A 17,481-nucleotide genomic window follows, 5' to 3' on the forward strand; every position below is an offset into this window, starting at 1 on the left:
TACGCAAAAACCCCGCTCACTGGAGTGAACGGGGCTGGGCTTCGGATCTTCAGAAGTGGACGCTGGTGGTCAGCAATGCGGTCCTGCCCGCTGCCTGATTGGCGAAGTGAGTAGAGAAGGCCTTGTCGTAATACACCTCGTTGGTCAGGTTCTGCACGTTCAGTTGCAGGTCGACGTTCTTGGTCAGCTTGTAGGCAGCCATGGCGTCGTAGCGCACGTAGCTGTCTACTACCGTGGTATTGGCCACGTTGCCGTAGACCTCATCCATATAGAATGCGCCGCCGCCAACGGTCAGCTTTGGTGTGATCGAGTAAGTGGTCCACAGGCTGGCGCTGTTGTTGGGGGTGTTCGGCAGTTGGTTGCCATCGTTGACCCCGCCAATGGGCCCACCATCGATCTGGCGCGCTTGCATGTAGGTGTAGCCAGCAAATACCTGCCATTTGTCAGTGATTTTGCCGCTGGCCGACAACTCGATGCCCTGCACGCGGGTTTCACCAACGTTTTCGTAGCTGGTGGTGCCTACCTGTACGCGGGCGTTTTCCTTCTCGGTACGGAATAGCGCGGCGGCCAGGGACAGGCGCTCGTTGAGCAGGTCCCACTTGGTGCCGATCTCGTAGTTTGTGGTTTCTTCGGGCTCCAGGTCGCTGCTGAGCAAGTTACCGCTGCGATCAGGAGTGCCTGGCAGTGGGTTGCCTTCGGTGCCTTCGCCGAGCATCGCGCCAGGTGGCGTTGCAGAGGTGGCATAGGACACATAGATGCTGCCGTTTTCGGCAGGCTTCCACACCAGCCCCAACTGGCCGGTGACGAACTCACTGGTGTCCTGGCCCTTGGCGGTCGTAGTGCCTGCTGCGTTGTAGGTTTTGTAGTCGGTATCGAAGTGGTCGTAGCGCAGGCCCATGTTCAGCAGCCACTGCGGCGTCAGTTCCAGCGTGTCGAACACGTAAAGTGCACGGGTCTTGCTGTTGGTGGTGGTGCCAGCATAGTTGCGGGCGATGCTGCCGCTCCACGGGTCGTCCGGGTTCGGATTGCTCAGCGAGGTGCAGTTATAGCCACTGCTGGCGCCGATCATGCCGGGGGTGCAGTTGGTGTTGGCGGCGCCGCCTGGCACGGTATCGGTGTTGACGGTGTAGGACGAGCGCTGGCTTTCTTCGCGGCTCAGTTCCACTCCGGTGGAGAAGCTGTTCTTCAGCCCGGCCAGGTAGAACTCGCCGAACAGGTCGGTCTGGTTAGTTGTGGTGGCGGTATTGCCAACCCGTGTGTTGGCGCGGCGCCAGACGCTGCCGTTGTTGACGTTGCCCTTGCTGTCATCGGGCTGGGTGAGGATGTAGTCCTGCATGCTGTTGCCATGGCGCAGGGTGTTTTTCACCGTCAGAGTGTCGCTAAGGTCGTGCTCGATGGCGAAGGTGGCGATATCGACGCGGGTCTTGCGAAAATCGCGGTCGGTCAGGCCGTAGAAGTTGTCGCTGTCGCCACCGTCGTAGGGCTTGCTCGGGTGAGCAGAGGTGCGTGCGTTGCTGCCACCGGTCGGGATGGCGTAGGGAATGCCCGAGTCAGGCAGGTCGTCGCTTTCCAGGTGGTAGTAGTCAAGGTTGACGCGGGTGGGCGTCCCCAACCCAAACGCCAGCGAGGGGGCGATACCCCAGCGGTCGTAATTGACCTTGTCGCGGCCGGCGACGTTGCTGTCGTGGGTCATCAGGTTCAGGCGCCCGGCTGCGGTGTCACTGAACTGGTAGTTGCCATCGAGGGTGTAACGCTGGGTTTGGTCACTGCCCCAGGTCCAGGCGCCGTCGAGCGAGTTGCCCAGGTGGGCACGCTTGCTGACCAGGTTGATGGTACCGCCTGCGGCACCACGACCACCAATCGCCGAGTTCGGGCCCTTGGCCACTTCGACCGATTCGATGGCGAAGATTTCCCGGCTCTGGGCCCCGGTATCACGCACGCCATCCAGGTAGGTGTCGCCTTGGGCGTCGAAACCGCGGATGAACGGGCGGTCGCCTTGCGGGTTGCCGCCTTCGCCAGCACCAAACGTTATTCCCGGTACGGTACGCAGCGCGTCCTGCAGGGTCAGGGCATTGGTGTCCTTGATGACTTGTTGCGGGATGACGGTGACCGAGCGCGGGGTGTCCACCAGCGGTGCGGTGTACTTCTGCGAGGAGGCACGCTCGACCTGGTAATCGGTGCTGGCCTGCTCAGCTTTACCCTTGACGCTGGTGGCGTCGAGGGTCAAGGCAGTGCTGGCGACCGGGTCGGCAGCATAGGCGCCGGACGCGCCGAGGGCTAAGCCGATGGCGGTTACGATCGAGCGTGGTGAGCTTACTGCAGATGGTACGTTTGGCATTGCGCTGGACCTTCCCCAAGGTGTGAAGGCCGCGGATGTTAATGTAAGGATTTGTAAGGCACAATTGAGACTCGTTACCATTCGCTAGAAATTTACAATCTTTACATATTCTCTTTACGTTTTAGCGACACTGAAACGTGTAAGCCCGGTCAGGGCTTGTGCAGTGTAAAAGGGAATCAATATCATCGAAATCTTACAGTTCTTAACGGTGCCGTCGCATGTTGCTTCATATTCCAGGGGTGTTCGATGCTCAAGAGCTGGCTCGCATTCGCGTAGCGCTGGAGCAGGCCGACTGGGCAGATGGCAAGGCCACGGCCGGTTTTCAGTCGGCCAAGGCCAAGCACAACCTGCAATTGCCAGAAGGCCATGCCCTGGCCAAGGAAATCGGCAGTGCGCTGATCGATCGCTTGTGGCAATGCCCCCAGTTCATGTCGGCGGCGCTGCCACACAAGGTATTCCCGCCGCTGATCAACTGCTACCGCGAGGGCGGAAATTTCGGTTTCCACATCGACAATGCGCTGCGCCAGCCCAAAGGCAGCGCCGAACGGGTGCGCACTGATCTGTCCTCGACCCTGTTCCTCAGCGACCCAGCCAGCTACGACGGTGGTGAGCTGGTGATTCAGGACACCTATGGCGAGCGGCAGGTGAAGCTTGCAGCCGGTGACCTTGTGTTGTACCCCGGCACCAGTTTGCACAAGGTCAACCCGGTGACCCGCGGCGTGCGCTATGCGGCATTCTTCTGGACCCAGAGCCTGGTGCGCGAGGACAGCCAGCGCGCGCTGCTGTTCGAGATGGACAATGCCATCCAGCAACTTAGCGCCGACGTGCCAGACCATCCATCCTTGCTGCAACTGACAGGCACTTACCATAACTTGCTGCGCCGCTGGGCCGAGGTCTGAACCGTGTCCTATCAGTTACGGCGTGAAGAAGTGGTGGATGCTGCCGGCCTGCAGGCGATGCTCCAACACAGCCCAGGCAAGGCGGCTCAGGCAATTCTGGCGGCAGCGGGGCAGGGCATGGTCGAGGCGCAGTTGCTGCTTGGGCAAATCCTGCTCGATGGCCTTGGCATCGAGCAGGATGCACGTGTGGCCCGGCGTTGGTTCGCCATTGCAGCTCAGGGCGGCAATGCCATGGCGCATAACATGCTCGGTCGTTGCCACGAGCAGGGCTGGGGAGGCGAGGTGAATGATGCACTAGCGGCCATTCATTATGCGCAGGCCGCCGATGCAGGGCTCGATTGGGGCCTCTATAACCTTGGCAACATGCTCGCGACTGGGCGTGGGCTGCCGGTCAATCAAGCCCAGGCGCTGATCTGTTACGAGAAGGCCGCGCTGTTGGGCCATGCCAAGTCGATGAACCTGTATGGGCGCTACCTGGAGCATGGCATCGCCACCGCGCCAAGCCCGGCACGGGCGGTGCGTTGGTATCGGCGGTCGGCTGAGGCGGGGGATTTTCGCGGCATGTTCAGCCTGGCCATGGTGTTGGCCGAGCGTGGCGAGTTGGCCGAGGCTGGAACCTGGCTGGAACGGGCGCGGTTGGAGGGCAACCTGAATTTTCTGCGCAGTGCCTTGGTGACCTTGCAGGGCGCGGGGCCGATGTTGACATCTTACGCAGCGCGCTATGCCGAGCGGTTGCAGCAGGTCGAGCGCAGCACTTTGTAGGAGTGGTGTTAGAGCGTGCAGGTCATGACGGCTTTAGGGGCTTGGCTTAGGTTTTGCTGTGGGGCGTATATCGAGCGCCGCCCGCGCGGCGCATCGCGAGCTGCGCTCGCTCCTACGTTTGTTTCGGGCCAGTAACGCCTGTTGCGGGCGCGCGCGACCGCCTGGTTCATACAACGCGATATCGCGCCAGGCTCCAAGGCGTCCGCGCGCAAATCCCGCAGGATTATTTGTTTCGGGCCAGTAACGCCTGTTGCGGGCGCGCGCGACCGCCTGGTTCATACAACGCGATATCGCGCCATGCGCCAAGGCGTCCGCGCGCAAACCCCGCAGGATTAATTGGCCCGAAACAAACGTAGGAGCGAGCGCAGCTCGCGATGCGCCGCGCGGGCGGCGCTCGATCTCACGGCCACCAAAAGGCTCAAACCAAGCCAAAAAAAATCCGACACCAGATCACCGGTATCGGATTTTGCGGCCTATGGCCTAACGCTCAAAGCATCAGCCTCAACTGACTGGCATTAGCCATCAGGCCCCGTTTGGCTTTACAGGTAGTAAGCCTTCAGCGGCGGGAAGCCGTTGAATTCAACTGCGCTGTAGCTGGTCGTGTAGGCACCGGTCGACAGCCAGTACAGGCGGTCACCAATGGCCAGGTTCAGCGGCAGGCCGTATTTGTAGTTCTCGTACATGATGTCGGCGCTGTCACAGGTCGGGCCGGCGATGACCACTTCTTCGGCTTCGCCTTTCTTCTCGGTCCAGATCGGGAACTTGATGGCTTCATCCATGGTTTCGATCAGGCCGGAGAACTTGCCCACATCGGTGTAGATCCAGCGCTCGACGGCGGTGCGCGATTTGCGTGCCACCAGTACCACTTCACTGACCAGGATGCCGGCGTTGGCGATCAGCGAACGGCCAGGCTCAAGGATGATCTCCGGCAGGTCGTCACCAAAGTCTTCCTTCAGGAAGCGGATGATCTCTTCGGCATAGGTTTCGAGGCTGTTGGTGCGGGTGATGTAGTTGGCCGGGAAGCCGCCACCCATGTTGATCAGCTTAAGCTCGATGCCGTCTTCTTCCTTCAGGCGCTCGAAGATCACCTTGACCTTGGCGATGGCCGCATCCCACACGCTGATGTCGCGCTGCTGGGAGCCTACGTGGAAGGAAATGCCGTAAGGCACCAGGCCCAAATCACGGGCGAGGATCAGCAGGTCCATGGCCATGTCGGTCTGGCAGCCGAATTTGCGCGACAGCGGCCAGTCGGCCGTGGTCGAGCCTTCGGTAAGGATGCGCACGTAGACCTTAGAGCCCGGCGCGGCTTTGGCGATGTTGCGCAGGTCTGCTTCCGAGTCGGTGGCGTACAGGCGCACACCCTTCTCGTAGAAGTAGCGAATGTCCTTGGATTTCTTGATGGTGTTGCCGTAGCTGATCCGGTCGGCACTGACGCCACGGCTCATCACTTTGTCCAGCTCGTAGATCGAGGCGATGTCGAAGCTCGAGCCTTTTTCTTTGAGCAGGTCGATGATCTCGACGGCGGGGTTGGCCTTGACCGCGTAGTACACCTTGGCGAATTCGAAACCTGCGCGCAGGTCGTCGTAGGCCTGGCTGATCATCTGGGTATCGATGAGTACGAACGGGGTTTCCTGCTTGTCGGCGAACGCCTTCATTTTCTGGAAGGTGTCACGTGCGAAATAGTCTTCGACCTGGATCGACATGCTCAGGGACTCCATGGGCAAACTGAAAGAATAAGTGGCTGCAACTGAACGTCCTCCGTATCCCCACTTTGGTTCGCCTACTCAGTACTTGAGCCGGATGGATCGTTTCCAGCATGGACGTTCGGCGCGCACTTTAGGGCGTGAAGAATGCAGAATCAACAGGCAATCCGGGCGTGATCGTCGTGGAACGGCACCCTTCCCACTGAATAACCGACTCGCATGACCAGCTGATGTTCCCCTGGCACTTTCAAGCGTAAAAAATTGTGGAATGGAGCGAGTTGGCCCCATCGCGGGTTAACCCGCACCTACAGGGTTTTGCCGGTGCGGCCGGGAGCGACAGCACACGGGGAGGAGGCTTTAGTGTTCATATTTATGGCCACGGTTTTCTGGGACCGGCGTGCAGAAAATGACTCATAAATTTTTTGTTACCGACAGGCGGACAGTGCTCGTCCATGAGCATCACTGCCATCTAAGCCTGGATGATGCCGTCAGGAAGCTGCGACCTCGGCAGGCGAAACAATGCTGGTCTTCGCCCCACGTGAGCGCCCGGAGCTCAGGTAAGCGGCAATCGACTCCTGTGTGACCTCGCCAAGGAATACCTGCTCAGCGTCCAGCACCGGCAACCAGGCACGGTTGAACTCGTACATCCGCGACAGCAGGATACGCAGATGCTCGTCGTGCGATGCAGTGGCGTTGAACGGGCGCAGGAAGTCGCCGCAGGTGCCTTGCTGGCGATGCATGTCGCGGCGGCGTACGTAACCCAGTGCCTTGTTCTGCCCGTCGGTCACCACCACATAACGACGGTCATGCTCATCGAGCAGCTCCAGGGCATCATTGACCGGGGTTTGCGGGCTGACCGATGGCGCGTTGTCTGCGGCATCTTCGGCACGCACCAGCAGCAGGCGCTTGAGGGTGCTGTCCTGGCCGACGAAATTGCTCACGAAATCATCCACAGGGTGCGCCAGCAGGGTATCCGGGTGGTCGAGCTGGAGCAGTTTACCGGCGCGGAAAATGGCGATCTTGTCGCCGAGCTTGATCGCCTCGTCAATGTCGTGGCTGACCATGATCACGGTCTTGTTCAGCGCCCGCTGCATTTCGAAGAACTCGTTCTGGATCATCTCGCGGTTGATCGGGTCGACTGCGCCGAACGGCTCGTCCATCAGCAATACCGGTGCTTCGGCAGCCAGCGCGCGGATCACCCCGATACGCTGCTGCTGGCCACCGGAAAGCTCGCGCGGATAGCGCTGCAGGTACTGCTTGGGTTCTAGCTTGATCATGTGCATCAGCTCACGGGCGCGCTCACGGCACTTTTGCTTGTCCCAGCCGAGCAGGCGCGGGACCACGGTGATGTTCTCCTCGATGGTCATGTTGGGGAACAGGCCGATTTGCTGGATCACGTAGCCGATGTGCCGGCGCAGGGTCACTTCGTCCAGCGCGCTGGTGTCTTCGCCATTAATGAACACCTGCCCGGAGGTGGGCGTGATCAGGCGGTTGATCATCTTCAACGTGGTGCTCTTGCCGCAGCCCGATGGGCCGAGGAACACGCAGATTTCGCCTTCATTGACGGTGAGGCTTACCGCGTCGACGGCTTTGACGTCCTTGCCGTTGACGTTGAAGGTTTTGCTGAGGTTCTTCAGTTCGATCATGAGCGCAGTCCTTCTGGAGTCAGGGCACGTTGCAGGGTTTGCAGGAGCAGGTCGGCGATGATCGCCAGCAGGCTGACCAGCACAGCGCCGACCAGCAGCATCGACATGTCGCTGCGGCTGATTGAGGTGAGAATGAGCACCCCCAGGCCGCCGGCGCCAATGGTGGCGGCGATGGTCATGACGCCGATGTTCATCACCACGGCGGTGCGCACGCCGGCGAGGATCACGGGCACGGCGATGGGCAGCTCGACCATGCGCAGGCGCTGGCCGAAGGTCATGCCGATCCCCCGCGCCGCCTCACGGATACCGGGCTCGACGTTGGTCAGGGCGAGGTAGGTGTTGCGCAGGATCGGCAGCAGCGAATAAAGAAACACTGCGGTGATCGCGGGCAGTGGGCCGAGTCCTTGGCCGAACTTGGAGTAGAACGGCAGCAGCAAGCCAAACAGCGCGATCGACGGGATGGTCAGCAGCACCGTGGCACTGGCCTGCAAAGGGCCGGCGACCACCGGGAAGCGGGTCATCAGGATGCCCAGCGGCACCCCGACGATAATCGCAAGGCCCACCGCCACGCCCACCAGCATGATGTGCTGCCAGGTCAGCTGCAGCACCAAGGCCCAGTCAAGATGGGCGAACGTGTCAAACAGATTCATGGCTGTACCTCGCTGTTCAAGGGGTGCTCGCGCAGGAAGGCAGCGGCCACGCTGGTCGGGCTCTGGTGCTGGACATCGACCTTGGCGTTGAGCTGACGCATGGTTTCGTCATCGAGCTGTTCGGCCAGTGGCTTGAGCAGCGCCACCAGTTTCGGGTTGGCGTCGATGATCTGTTTGCGCACCACCGGGGCGGCGGTGTAATCGGGGAAGTAGTGCTTGTCGTCTTCGAGCAGCTTGATCTTGAAGGCGCTCAGGCGGCCGTCGGTGGTGTACACCAAGCCTGCGAACACCTGGTTGTTGTGCATTGCGGTATAGACCAGGCCGGCATCCATCTGGCGGATATTGGCGCGCCCCACTTGCAGGTCGTACATCTGCTTGAGGCCCACGAGGCCATCCGGCCGGTTGGCGAATTCGGTGTCCAGGGCAACCAAGTGGTTGCGGTCGCTTTCATCACGCAGTACCTGGTTGAGGTCGCTGATGGTGTTGACCTGTGGGTAAGCCTCAGCCACCTCTTTGGGCAGGCCCAAAGCGTAGGTATTGCTGAACTTCGACGGCGTCAGCCAGATCAGGTCCTTCTTCGCATCCAGCGCCTTGACTTTGGCGTAGGTGGCCTCTGCACTGGGCATGCGTTCTTCGATGTGGTTGTAGGACACCAGCGAAACACCGGTGTATTCCCACATCAGATCGAGCTGCCCGGTTTCCTGTGCCTGGCGTGCCAGGCTACTGCCAAGGCCGTTGGTGACGTGTACGTCGAAGCCGTTGGCACGCAGGTATTGCGCGGTGATTTCGGCAAGCACGGTCTGCTCGGTGAACACCCGCGCGCCGATGCGAATCAGCGGTTTCTCCGCTGCCTGGGCAAAACCTGCGAACAGCAGTGCCGCGCCCAGCAGCAAGGCGATTTTCTTCTTCATGGTTTCCCTCTCGTTAACCAGCCAGGCCGCGTTCCAGCCAGCGCTTGCTGGCAAAACTCACTGCCGCATCCAGAATCAGGGCCAGCAGCGCGGTGCAGGCTGCACCCAGCAACAGTTGTGGCTGGTTGTTCAGGGCGATGCCGGGGAAGATCAGGCTGCCAAGGCTGTTGGCACCGATCAGAAACGCCAAGGGCGCGGTACCGACGTTCAGCGCCAGGGCCACCCGCACACCGCCGACGATGATCGGCACAGCATTAGGTAGTTCCACTTGCCAGAGCTGCTGGCGCGGTGTCATGCCGATGCCGGTGGCGGCTTCCTTGAGTGAGGCGGGGACGTTCTTGAGGCCCTCGTAGGTGTTGCGCACGATGGGCAGGAGGGAGGCGAGGAACAGCGCGAAGATCGCAGGCCCGGCACCGATGCCGAGGATACTCAGAGCAATGGCCAGTACGGCCAGCGGGGGGATGGTGTTGCCTACGTTGAAGAACTGCATGAAGCGCTCGGCTTTGTCGACCCGGTGCGGTCGACTCAAGGCAATGCCGGCAGGGATGCCCACGGCCAGCGCCGCCGCCATCGAAGCCAGCACCAGGACCAGGTGCGCTTGCAGGTAGAACTGAAGATCGTCGCGATATCGCACGATCGTATCGATGCCGATCCAGTGGACCAGCAGGGCTAGGATGATGAGCACGGTGGCGCATCCCAACAGCCCTTTTCCGTAGCGTTTAGCCACAGGCGGACTCCTTGTTTTGTCGGCGAGCACACTTCTTCGATGCCGGCCAATGCTGGCGGCGGGTGGTGTGTTCGCGAATAGCAGCAAGAGGCAACCGAAGGCTGCTTTCAAGCCATGAGCCGAACCCCGTCGGGCCCGAAAATGCTGATGAAACCAGTCCCCAAGCGAAGCGGGTTGCAGGGGAATGGACGTCTCCGTGGGCGCAAAGGTTCCCATTTGAGGCGGCATTTGGCCAGCGCCGATTTCCTTCCCGCACAAATATTCCCACTGCTTCGCAGCGCCCCAGGCCTTTCAAATCAAGGGTGTCGGCTATGCCGACAAGCGGTTGAAAAACCTGACTTAAGTCGCTTACAGGAGCTGAAAATGTTCAATCATGTGTATGACCGATCGTTCGTGGCGCATGTCGCCTGTATCACCCCGATGCTTGAGGGGTATCTGAATTTCGCCAAATTGGCCGAAAAGGATGGACGAGCTGCCTTCACGGCCGACGACTACATGATCATCACGCCTGTGGCCGGGCGTGAGCCGCATCGCCTTTGGTTTCGCTGCATGGAAGACGAGCACGGCATGCGTTACTACGACATTCAGTCGTGGAGCCGTCGCACCGGGCGGGATTTCAACACCAAGGTGCGCAACCTTGAACTGACCAATAACGGCTACGCCAAGCTCTACAAGGAGCCAACCGCCACTGACCGCCTGTGGAGCGTCATGACCCTGCAGGATGATGAATTCGTCAGTGTTGGCGATGACTTGGCGCCAGGCCAGCACATCCAAGCGCAGATCTGGACGCCAACCAACCTTGCCCTTTGTGGCTACGGCCGTACCGAGGTGGCTGACCAGTGGATGGCGTACGCGGTTTCCCACGGTGGGCCGGTGCTGGACCTGCGGCTTGAAATCACCGACATCGGTGAAGAGTTGCTGGACGACCACTGATCCGCAACCGGTGTGTCGCCTCAACAGGCGGCGCGCCGGTGCTTTGGTCTGCCTGCGGATTCGGGTATGATACTGCCCCTTTTCGATCCTCAGTCAGGCGATTTCCCATGACCAACCAGGCCGCCGAAGTCGCGAAGCGCCGCACTTTCGCAATCATTTCCCACCCCGACGCCGGTAAGACCACCATCACCGAGAAGCTGCTGCTGATGGGCAAGGCCATTGCCGTCGCCGGTACCGTGAAGTCGCGCAAGTCCGACCGCCACGCCACTTCCGACTGGATGGAAATGGAGAAACAGCGCGGCATCTCCATCACCACCTCGGTGATGCAGTTCCCGTACCGCGAGCACATGATCAACCTGCTCGACACCCCCGGCCACGAAGACTTCTCCGAGGACACCTACCGCACCCTGACTGCAGTGGACTCGGCACTGATGGTGCTCGACGGCGGTAAAGGCGTTGAGCCACGGACCATTGCCCTGATGGACGTTTGCCGCCTGCGCGATACGCCGATCGTCAGCTTCATCAACAAACTCGACCGGGACATCCGTGACCCGATCGAACTGCTCGACGAGATCGAGGCGGTTCTTAAGATCAAGGCCGCGCCGATCACCTGGCCTATCGGCTGCTACCGCGACTTCAAAGGCGTGTATCACCTGACCGGGGACTACATCGTGGTCTACACCCCAGGCCATGGCCATGAACGTACCGAAGCCAAGATCATCGAGAGGCTGGACTCCGACGAGGCCCGCGCGCACCTGGGCGATCAGTACGAGTCGTTCGTCGAACAACTGGAGCTGGTGCAGGGAGCCTGCCACGAGTTCAACCAGCAAGAGTTCATCGACGGCCAGCTGACCCCGGTATTCTTCGGTACGGCATTGGGTAACTTCGGTGTCGACCATGTGCTGGACGCTGTAGTCGATTGGGCGCCTCGCCCGTTGGGTCGTGTCGCCCATGAGCGCACCGTCGAGCCCGTTGAAGAGAAGTTCACAGGTTTCGTGTTCAAGATCCAGGCGAACATGGACCCCAAGCACCGCGACCGCATCGCCTTCATGCGCATCTGCTCGGGCAAATACGAAAAGGGCATGAAGATGCGCCATGTACGTCTGAACAAAGACCTGCGCATCGGCGATGCACTGACCTTCTTCAGCTCCGAGCGTGAGCAACTGGAAGAGGCCTACGCCGGCGACATCATTGGCCTGCACAACCACGGCACCATTCAGATTGGCGATACGTTCACCGAAGGCGAAGCGCTGGGCTTCACCGGTATCCCTCACTTCGCCCCAGAGCTGTTCCGCCGGGTGCGCCTGAAGGACCCTCTGAAATCCAAACAGCTGCGTCAGGGCTTGCAACAGTTGGCGGAGGAGGGCGCGACCCAGGTGTTCTTCCCCGAGCGCAGCAACGACATCATTCTCGGTGCAGTCGGTGTGCTGCAGTTTGACGTCGTCGCCAGCCGCCTGAAGGAAGAGTACAAGGTTGAATGCGCCTACGAGCCGATCACCGTGTGGTCGGCCCGCTGGATCGCTTGCGATGATAAGAAGAAGCTCGAGGAATTCCAGAACAAGGCCATGGAAAACCTGGCCATCGATGGTGGCGGCCACCTGACCTATCTGGCGCCGACCCGCGTCAACCTGTCGCTGATGGAAGAGCGCTGGCCAGACATCAAGTTCCGAGCGACCCGCGAGCACCACTGATTACCAAGGTCTATTCAGACCCGCTGTAGGCGCGGGTCAACCTGCAATTGTGAGGGTGAACTCACCGACGCATTTGCAGGTTAACCCGCGCCCACTGATGACCAGTTTCCTAAAATTGATCAGTTACCAGCCTTGATGCTGGTCCAGATCCGCGTGCGAATGCGGTCGATCTTCGCTGGCATCGCCTCAAGGGCATACAGCTTGCCCATTACCTCCTCACTCGGGTAGATCATGCTATTGCCCTTCATCGCCGGGTCCACCAGGCCATCGGCCTTGAGGTTGCCGTTGGCGTACTGCACGTAGTTACTGATGTTGGCCATCACTTGCGGCTGCAACAGGTAATTCATGTAGGCGTACCCCGCCTTCTCATCCGGGGCATCGGCCGGCATGGCGACCATGTCGAACCACATGGGCGCACCCTCCTTAGGGATCGAGTAACCCACCTTCACCCCGTTCTTCGCCTCTTCGGCGCGGTTCTTGGCCTGCAGCACATCGCCCGAGAAACCCACCACCACGCAGATATCGCCATTTGCCAGGTCGCCTGTGTATTTGGACGAGTGGAAATAGCTGATATAGGGTCGCACCTGCATCAGCAGCGCCTTGGCTTTGTCATAGTCGGCCGGGTTCTTGCTATGGTGCGGCAGCCCAAGGTAGTGAAGGGCGATCGGCAGCAGTTCAGGGCCATTGTCCAGCACCGCTACACCACAGCTTTTAAGCTTGCTCATGTACTCAGGCTTGAAGATCAGGTCCCAGGAATCCACTGGGGCGTTGTCGCCCAGCACCGCCTTGACCTTGTCGATGTTGTAGCCAATGCCGGTGCTGCCCCACAGGTACGGAAAACCATACTGATTGCCAGGGTCATTGACCTCCAGCGCCTTGAGCAGCACCGGGTTGAGGTTCTGCCAGTTGGGCAGCTGCGACTTGTCCAGGCGCTTGAGCGCTTTGCCTTGGATCTGCCGGGCCATGAAGTGGTTGGAGGGGAATACCACATCGTAGCCGGAGTTGCCGGTCATCAGCTTGCCGTCGAGGGTTTCGTTGCTGTCGTAGACGTCATAAGTTGGCACGATGCCAGTGGCTTGTTGGAAGTTCTTCAACGTATCGGGCGCCACGTAGCTGGACCAGTTGTAGATCTTCACGGTTTCGGCGGCACTGGCCACGCTGGCGGCCAGCATCAGTGGGGCGATCAGAAGCGTACGCATATCGGGTTACCTTGCTTTGTCTGTTGTTATCGAAGGCAGGCGATCAGCGGATCAGAAAATCAGGACGTAGGTCTTGCGCACGGTCTCCTGGATATCCCAGGTGCCAGTGCTGTTGGCCGGTAGCATCAGTGCATCTCCGGCTTCTATGACCAGGGGCTCGCCACCGTCTGGGGTGAAGGTGCAGCGGCCTTTGATGAAGTGGCAGAACTCCTGTTGGACGATCTGCCGACGCCAGCGCCCTGGGGTGCACTCCCAGATGCCGGTTTCCACACCGTCGCTGCGTTCCACGCAGGTGACCGATGTCACGGCCACGGTGTCGCCAAGCGGCACCGCAACGGGGTTGCAGCTTTCGAGCACGGCACTGTCTGTGTGTTTGAACTGGGTGATGCTCATGACCGGTGGATCCTGTGTCGAGAAAGGGTAGTCAGTGCATGAAGCCTTCCATGAAGTCCGCGAGCGAGCTGGCCAGGCGCCGCCTCCAAGGCGCGCTGGCGGGGTTGGAGAGGGTCCGATCCTCGTGGACGAAGCTTTTGATGATCGCGTTGTACCCCAGCCAGCGGCAGGGCTCGGGCGGCCAGCTGGCCAAGCTGGACAGCGGGCGGTTGTCGAGCACCCAGGGCTGGGCAGTCAGTTGGTTATGCTGATTGAGGATCAAAGCCGCCAGGGTGCGGCCACCGAGGTTGGTGGCGCCGACCCCTTCGCCGCCATAGCCGCCTGACAAGGCGATGCCGCGCTGGCGATCGCACAACATGTGCGGATGAAAACGCCGCGCCATGCCCAGGTTGCCGCCCCAGGTATGGGTGATGCGCACGTGCCGTAGTTGTGGGAACAGCTCACCGAACAGATAACGACGCAGTTCGATTTCATCTGGCTGGAGGTTGAAATTCTCCCGCAGGCGGCCGCCAAAGCGGTAGCCACCCCGAGCGCCAAACACCAAGCGGTTGTCGGCGGTGCGCTGGCCGTAGGTCACTTGGCGGCTGCTCTCGCTGAAAGCCTGCCCCTGGGCCAGGCCGATCTGGTCCCAAATGGATTCTGGTAGGGGTTCTGTGGCCACCAGCAGGCTCTGCACCGGCAACTGGTGTTTGCCTAGCGGCGGCAGGCTGGCGGCGTACCCTTCGACCGCCGGCACCACCCACTGGCAGCGGATGCGCGCCAAGTGCGAGCGAACTTCACCTGGCTGCCAGTCAATGGCCGGGGTGTTCTCGTAAATCGTCACCCCGAGCCTTTCCACGGCCCGGGCCAGGCCACGCACCAGTTTGGCCGGTTGAATGGTCGCGGTATGCGGGCTGTAGATAGCGCCGTAGGCATTGCTGATACGCAGCTGGGCGTCCAACTGCTCAGGGCGCAGCCAGCAGTAGTCTTGCTCGGTCATGCCTTGGCGATACAGGTCATCGAGGTAGGCACGCAGGCTGCGCTCCTGCTCAGGGTAGCGCGCTGCGCAGTACAGTACGCCAGCTTTGCGGTAATCGCAGTCGATGCCTTCGCGCTGCAGCACGCTGTGTACTTCATCGGGGATGCCGTGGAGCAAATCGATGCTGGCGCGGCGATGCTGCGCCGAGACGGTACCCAGCAGGCGGTCTTCGCCGAGCAAATTGCCCATGAGCCAGCCGCCATTGCGCCCCGAGGCGCCGAAACCTGCAATGTTGGCTTCGATCACGGCAATGTTCAGGTGCGGGGCCTGGCGTTTGAGATAGTAGGCGGTCCACAGGCCGGTGTAGCCGGCACCGATGATGCAAACATCTACATCCAGGTCCTGGCGCAGGGCCGGGCGCGCGCACAAAGGCTCGTCAAGCTGGTCCATCCACAGGCTGAGCGTGCGCAGCGATTGCATCGGTTTTGCTCCACATTCGTACAAGTCTGTGGCGATGCTAGTAGGGGCGGCTGGCGCCTGTCTTACGTGCGTGCACGCAGAGAATTTTGCTTCAAGTAAGCTTTTGGGGTGAGGCCTGTGTGTTCGCGGAAGCATTTATAGAATGCCGAAAGCGAATTGAAACCGGCATTGAACGCCAGCTCGTCGATGGTCGCCACGGCGCTGCCCTCATTCAAGCGCGCCATCAGATGCTGCAGGCGTGCCTGGTTGACGTAGCGGTAGAAGCTTTGCCCCAGCACCTGATTGAGCAAGTACGAGATCTGGTTGCGGCTGTAGCCGCTGGCATCGGCGACTTGTTGCAGGTCCAGCTCTGGGTCAAGGTAAGGGCGTTGGCGCTGGAAGTAGTGCTCCAGGTCTTGGGCCATGGTCGACAACTGACGGGGCGAGAGCCCCAGGCGGCTAGTGGCTGGGCGAGGGCCGCAGCTGGCCGGGCCGTTGCCGTGCTGACGTACCAGAGTGGCGTATTCATTTACCTGCCAGATCAACCCATCCTTGACGGTGATCGCCTCGCTGGACTGAAACGCCACCAGGCCATCGCCGCCCTGCACCGTGACCTGGTACTGAATGAAGGCAGTGCAACCGTCCACACGAATGCGGTCGCTATGGACGATGTCTTCGCCGGCTTCGTGTGGCAGGCTGGCGCGCACATAGTCACGCAGCTCGCGATACCCCAGTACACGGTTCTGAAAAAAGTCGCGGTACTGGACGTCAGGGTGATACAGCGCGAGCACACCTTCCAGGTCGCGATGCTTCCAGCACAGGTGGTAGCGCAGCACGATCTCGGCGGTGATAGGGGTCTGGGTGGGGCCATCTTGAAGTGTCATCGGCCGTTCATGCCTTGCCTGTATCGCCGCCAGAATATTGCAGAACACCTGATGCCGAACACCCACTCGCGCATTTTGCACGGTCAATTATTCACAGGTTTTTATAACTCATTGATTTTAAAGGCGGTAACTTTTTGTAAAGAGTGGCACAGCGCCTGCAACTGTTATTGCGCGAATGGAATTCTCGCTAACAACACACATAGGCGACCACATCATGATCCCCTCTGCCGATTACTCAGTTGTCGATACGCAAAGCCGCTCAGGTGTTTCCTGGGCTGCTATTTTCGCAGGCGCTGCTGCTGCCGCTGCATTGTCCCTGATCCTGGTTGTACTGGGTGCGGGGCTGGGCTTTGCAGCCACTTCACCCTGGGCCGACGAAGGTGCCAGCGCCAAAGCATTGGGCATCTCTACGATTGTCTGGTTGCTGCTGACCCAGATCATCTCCTCTGGCCTTGGTGGCTACATGGCGGGGCGTCTGCGGGCCAAATGGGCGAACCTGCATGGCGATGAAGTGTACTTCCGCGACACGGCACATGGTTTTCTGGCCTGGGCAGTCTCGACGCTGGTAGCTGCGATGTTGGTACTGGGTACCGCCGGTAATCTGGTGGGTGCTGGTGCCAGTGCTGCCTCCCAAGCGGTAGGCATGACCGCTGCCGCAGGTGGCGCCGCCGCTGCCAATGCTGACAAGGATTCGATGGGCTACTTCGTCGACAGCCTGTTCCGCGGTGACGGCCCTGCGCCAGTCAGCGAAGACGCCGCCAATGGCGTGGCCGCCCGCATTCTGGCCAAAGGCGTGGCCGGTGACGGTGCTCTGACCCCAGAAGACCGCACCTACCTTGCTCAATTGGTAGCTCAGCGTACTCGCCTTACTCAGCCGGAAGCTGAGGCACGTGTGGATCAGGTGATCTCTCAGGTGCAAGAGCTCAAGATGAAGGCCAAGCAAGCGGCGGATACCGCTGCCAAAGTTGCCGCCTGGACCGCCCTGTGGACCTTCGTAGCACTGCTGTGCGGGGCGTTCTTCGCCAGCTTGGCAGCCCTTTATGGCGGCCGTCGCCGTGATCAGGTGCAGTGGATGGAAGGCGAATACGTCGCTCATCGCACCATTCAACGATAAGCAAGGAGAACTGACATGCGCTCGATACTGCTATGGATGCTTGGTGTACCTATTCCGGTCATCATCCTTATTGCGATTTTCATGCACTGAAACAACGAGTCTGGACTTGTCGTAATGCTGATGACTTAAGCATTTGAGTCCAGGCTTGGTGGCGAAAAGTCCGATACCAGTGATCTGGTGTCGGATTTTTTTTGGGTTCAATTTGAGCCTTTTG

General features: G+C 60.3%; 15 protein-coding genes. 5 read left to right on the forward strand and 10 right to left on the reverse strand.

The genetic code is table 11. From position 1 onward, the window contains the following. Nucleotides 1-49 precede the first annotated feature (49 nt). Complete coding sequence (locus ACK59H_RS14420) at nucleotides 50-2,338, reverse strand: TonB-dependent siderophore receptor (RefSeq protein ID WP_261744087.1); 2,289 nt, start codon at nucleotides 2,336-2,338, stop codon at nucleotides 50-52. Nucleotides 2,339-2,556: 218 nt separating this feature from the next. Here ACK59H_RS14420 and ACK59H_RS14425 point away from each other — a divergent pair, with 218 nt between their 5' ends. Together ACK59H_RS14425 and ACK59H_RS14430 are read left to right on the forward strand one after the other, a co-directional pair. Next, nucleotides 2,557-3,237 carry a Fe2+-dependent dioxygenase gene (locus tag ACK59H_RS14425; protein ID WP_060479428.1) on the forward strand — a complete coding sequence of 227 codons (681 nt, stop codon included), beginning with the start codon at nucleotides 2,557-2,559 and terminating at the stop codon, nucleotides 3,235-3,237. Between the two features lie 3 nt (nucleotides 3,238-3,240). Then, the gene (locus ACK59H_RS14430; protein WP_060479429.1) at nucleotides 3,241-3,999 is read left to right on the forward strand and encodes a tetratricopeptide repeat protein; all 759 of its coding nucleotides are present in this window, start codon (nucleotides 3,241-3,243) and stop codon (nucleotides 3,997-3,999) included. Between the two features lie 539 nt (nucleotides 4,000-4,538). Here ACK59H_RS14430 and ACK59H_RS14435 read toward each other — a convergent pair. The 5 genes from ACK59H_RS14435 to ACK59H_RS14455 form a co-directional block, all read right to left on the reverse strand. Beyond that, the gene (locus ACK59H_RS14435) at nucleotides 4,539-5,702 is read right to left on the reverse strand and encodes a type III PLP-dependent enzyme (protein WP_060480505.1); all 1,164 of its coding nucleotides are present in this window, start codon (nucleotides 5,700-5,702) and stop codon (nucleotides 4,539-4,541) included. Nucleotides 5,703-6,190: 488 nt separating this feature from the next. Continuing rightward, nucleotides 6,191-7,348 (reverse strand): betaine/proline/choline family ABC transporter ATP-binding protein, encoded by a 1,158-nt coding sequence (locus ACK59H_RS14440; protein ID WP_186477668.1) that lies wholly within the window; start codon nucleotides 7,346-7,348, stop codon nucleotides 6,191-6,193. Continuing rightward, on the reverse strand, nucleotides 7,345-7,998 hold the full coding sequence (locus ACK59H_RS14445) for an ABC transporter permease (RefSeq protein WP_060480507.1): 654 nt from the start codon (nucleotides 7,996-7,998) through the stop codon (nucleotides 7,345-7,347). Before ACK59H_RS14445 ends, ACK59H_RS14440 begins: the two co-directional genes overlap by 4 nt. Then, nucleotides 7,995-8,909 carry a glycine betaine ABC transporter substrate-binding protein gene (locus ACK59H_RS14450; RefSeq protein WP_060480508.1) on the reverse strand — a complete coding sequence of 305 codons (915 nt, stop codon included), beginning with the start codon at nucleotides 8,907-8,909 and terminating at the stop codon, nucleotides 7,995-7,997. The genes ACK59H_RS14445 and ACK59H_RS14450 overlap by 4 nt, the downstream gene beginning before the upstream one ends. A gap of 13 nt (nucleotides 8,910-8,922) precedes the next feature. Beyond that, entirely contained in the window at nucleotides 8,923-9,636 is a 714-nt protein-coding gene (locus ACK59H_RS14455) for an ABC transporter permease (protein ID WP_207937254.1), read from the reverse strand. Between the two features lie 363 nt (nucleotides 9,637-9,999). On the opposite strand from ACK59H_RS14455, the gene ACK59H_RS14460 reads away from it, so the two are divergent. After that, entirely contained in the window at nucleotides 10,000-10,569 is a 570-nt protein-coding gene (locus tag ACK59H_RS14460) for a hypothetical protein (RefSeq protein ID WP_397468717.1), read from the forward strand. A gap of 107 nt (nucleotides 10,570-10,676) precedes the next feature. Further along, entirely contained in the window at nucleotides 10,677-12,260 is a 1,584-nt protein-coding gene (locus tag ACK59H_RS14465; RefSeq protein WP_060480511.1) for a peptide chain release factor 3, read from the forward strand. 119 nt (nucleotides 12,261-12,379) lie between these two features. Here ACK59H_RS14465 and ACK59H_RS14470 read toward each other — a convergent pair whose 3' ends face one another. The 4 genes from ACK59H_RS14470 to ACK59H_RS14485 form a co-directional block, all read right to left on the reverse strand. Further along, a complete protein-coding gene (locus ACK59H_RS14470; protein ID WP_060480512.1) occupies nucleotides 12,380-13,459 on the reverse strand; it encodes a polyamine ABC transporter substrate-binding protein in 1,080 nt (359 codons plus the stop codon). Nucleotides 13,460-13,510: 51 nt separating this feature from the next. Beyond that, a complete protein-coding gene (locus ACK59H_RS14475) occupies nucleotides 13,511-13,852 on the reverse strand; it encodes a cupin domain-containing protein (protein ID WP_060480513.1) in 342 nt (113 codons plus the stop codon). Nucleotides 13,853-13,883: 31 nt separating this feature from the next. Further along, entirely contained in the window at nucleotides 13,884-15,290 is a 1,407-nt protein-coding gene (locus ACK59H_RS14480) for an FAD-dependent oxidoreductase (RefSeq protein ID WP_060480514.1), read from the reverse strand. 62 nt (nucleotides 15,291-15,352) lie between these two features. Next, the gene (locus tag ACK59H_RS14485) at nucleotides 15,353-16,153 is read right to left on the reverse strand and encodes a nuclear transport factor 2 family protein (protein WP_060480515.1); all 801 of its coding nucleotides are present in this window, start codon (nucleotides 16,151-16,153) and stop codon (nucleotides 15,353-15,355) included. 214 nt (nucleotides 16,154-16,367) lie between these two features. Here ACK59H_RS14485 and ACK59H_RS14490 point away from each other — a divergent pair, with 214 nt between their 5' ends. After that, nucleotides 16,368-17,267 (forward strand): hypothetical protein, encoded by a 900-nt coding sequence (locus tag ACK59H_RS14490; RefSeq protein WP_060480516.1) that lies wholly within the window; start codon nucleotides 16,368-16,370, stop codon nucleotides 17,265-17,267. Nucleotides 17,268-17,481: the final 214 nt, after the last annotated feature.

Origin of the sequence: Pseudomonas sp. KCJK9000 (genome assembly GCF_046230725.1) — a bacterium.
Taxonomy (GTDB): domain Bacteria; phylum Pseudomonadota; class Gammaproteobacteria; order Pseudomonadales; family Pseudomonadaceae; genus Aquipseudomonas; species Aquipseudomonas promysalinigenes.

Coding starts and splice junctions, on each gene's coding strand:
- ACK59H_RS14485 (WP_060480515.1), bottom strand. CDS start 16,153: ATGACACTTCAAGATGGCCCCACCCAGACCCCTATCACCGCCGAGATC.
- ACK59H_RS14470 (WP_060480512.1), bottom strand. CDS start 13,459: ATGCGTACGCTTCTGATCGCCCCACTGATGCTGGCCGCCAGCGTGGCC.
- ACK59H_RS14440 (WP_186477668.1), bottom strand. CDS start 7,348: ATGATCGAACTGAAGAACCTCAGCAAAACCTTCAACGTCAACGGCAAG.
- ACK59H_RS14450 (WP_060480508.1), bottom strand. CDS start 8,909: ATGAAGAAGAAAATCGCCTTGCTGCTGGGCGCGGCACTGCTGTTCGCA.
- ACK59H_RS14460 (WP_397468717.1), top strand. CDS start 10,000: ATGTTCAATCATGTGTATGACCGATCGTTCGTGGCGCATGTCGCCTGT.
- ACK59H_RS14490 (WP_060480516.1), top strand. CDS start 16,368: ATGATCCCCTCTGCCGATTACTCAGTTGTCGATACGCAAAGCCGCTCA.
- ACK59H_RS14425 (WP_060479428.1), top strand. CDS start 2,557: ATGTTGCTTCATATTCCAGGGGTGTTCGATGCTCAAGAGCTGGCTCGC.
- ACK59H_RS14435 (WP_060480505.1), bottom strand. CDS start 5,702: ATGTCGATCCAGGTCGAAGACTATTTCGCACGTGACACCTTCCAGAAA.
- ACK59H_RS14475 (WP_060480513.1), bottom strand. CDS start 13,852: ATGAGCATCACCCAGTTCAAACACACAGACAGTGCCGTGCTCGAAAGC.
- ACK59H_RS14465 (WP_060480511.1), top strand. CDS start 10,677: ATGACCAACCAGGCCGCCGAAGTCGCGAAGCGCCGCACTTTCGCAATC.
- ACK59H_RS14445 (WP_060480507.1), bottom strand. CDS start 7,998: ATGAATCTGTTTGACACGTTCGCCCATCTTGACTGGGCCTTGGTGCTG.
- ACK59H_RS14420 (WP_261744087.1), bottom strand. CDS start 2,338: ATGCCAAACGTACCATCTGCAGTAAGCTCACCACGCTCGATCGTAACC.
- ACK59H_RS14480 (WP_060480514.1), bottom strand. CDS start 15,290: ATGCAATCGCTGCGCACGCTCAGCCTGTGGATGGACCAGCTTGACGAG.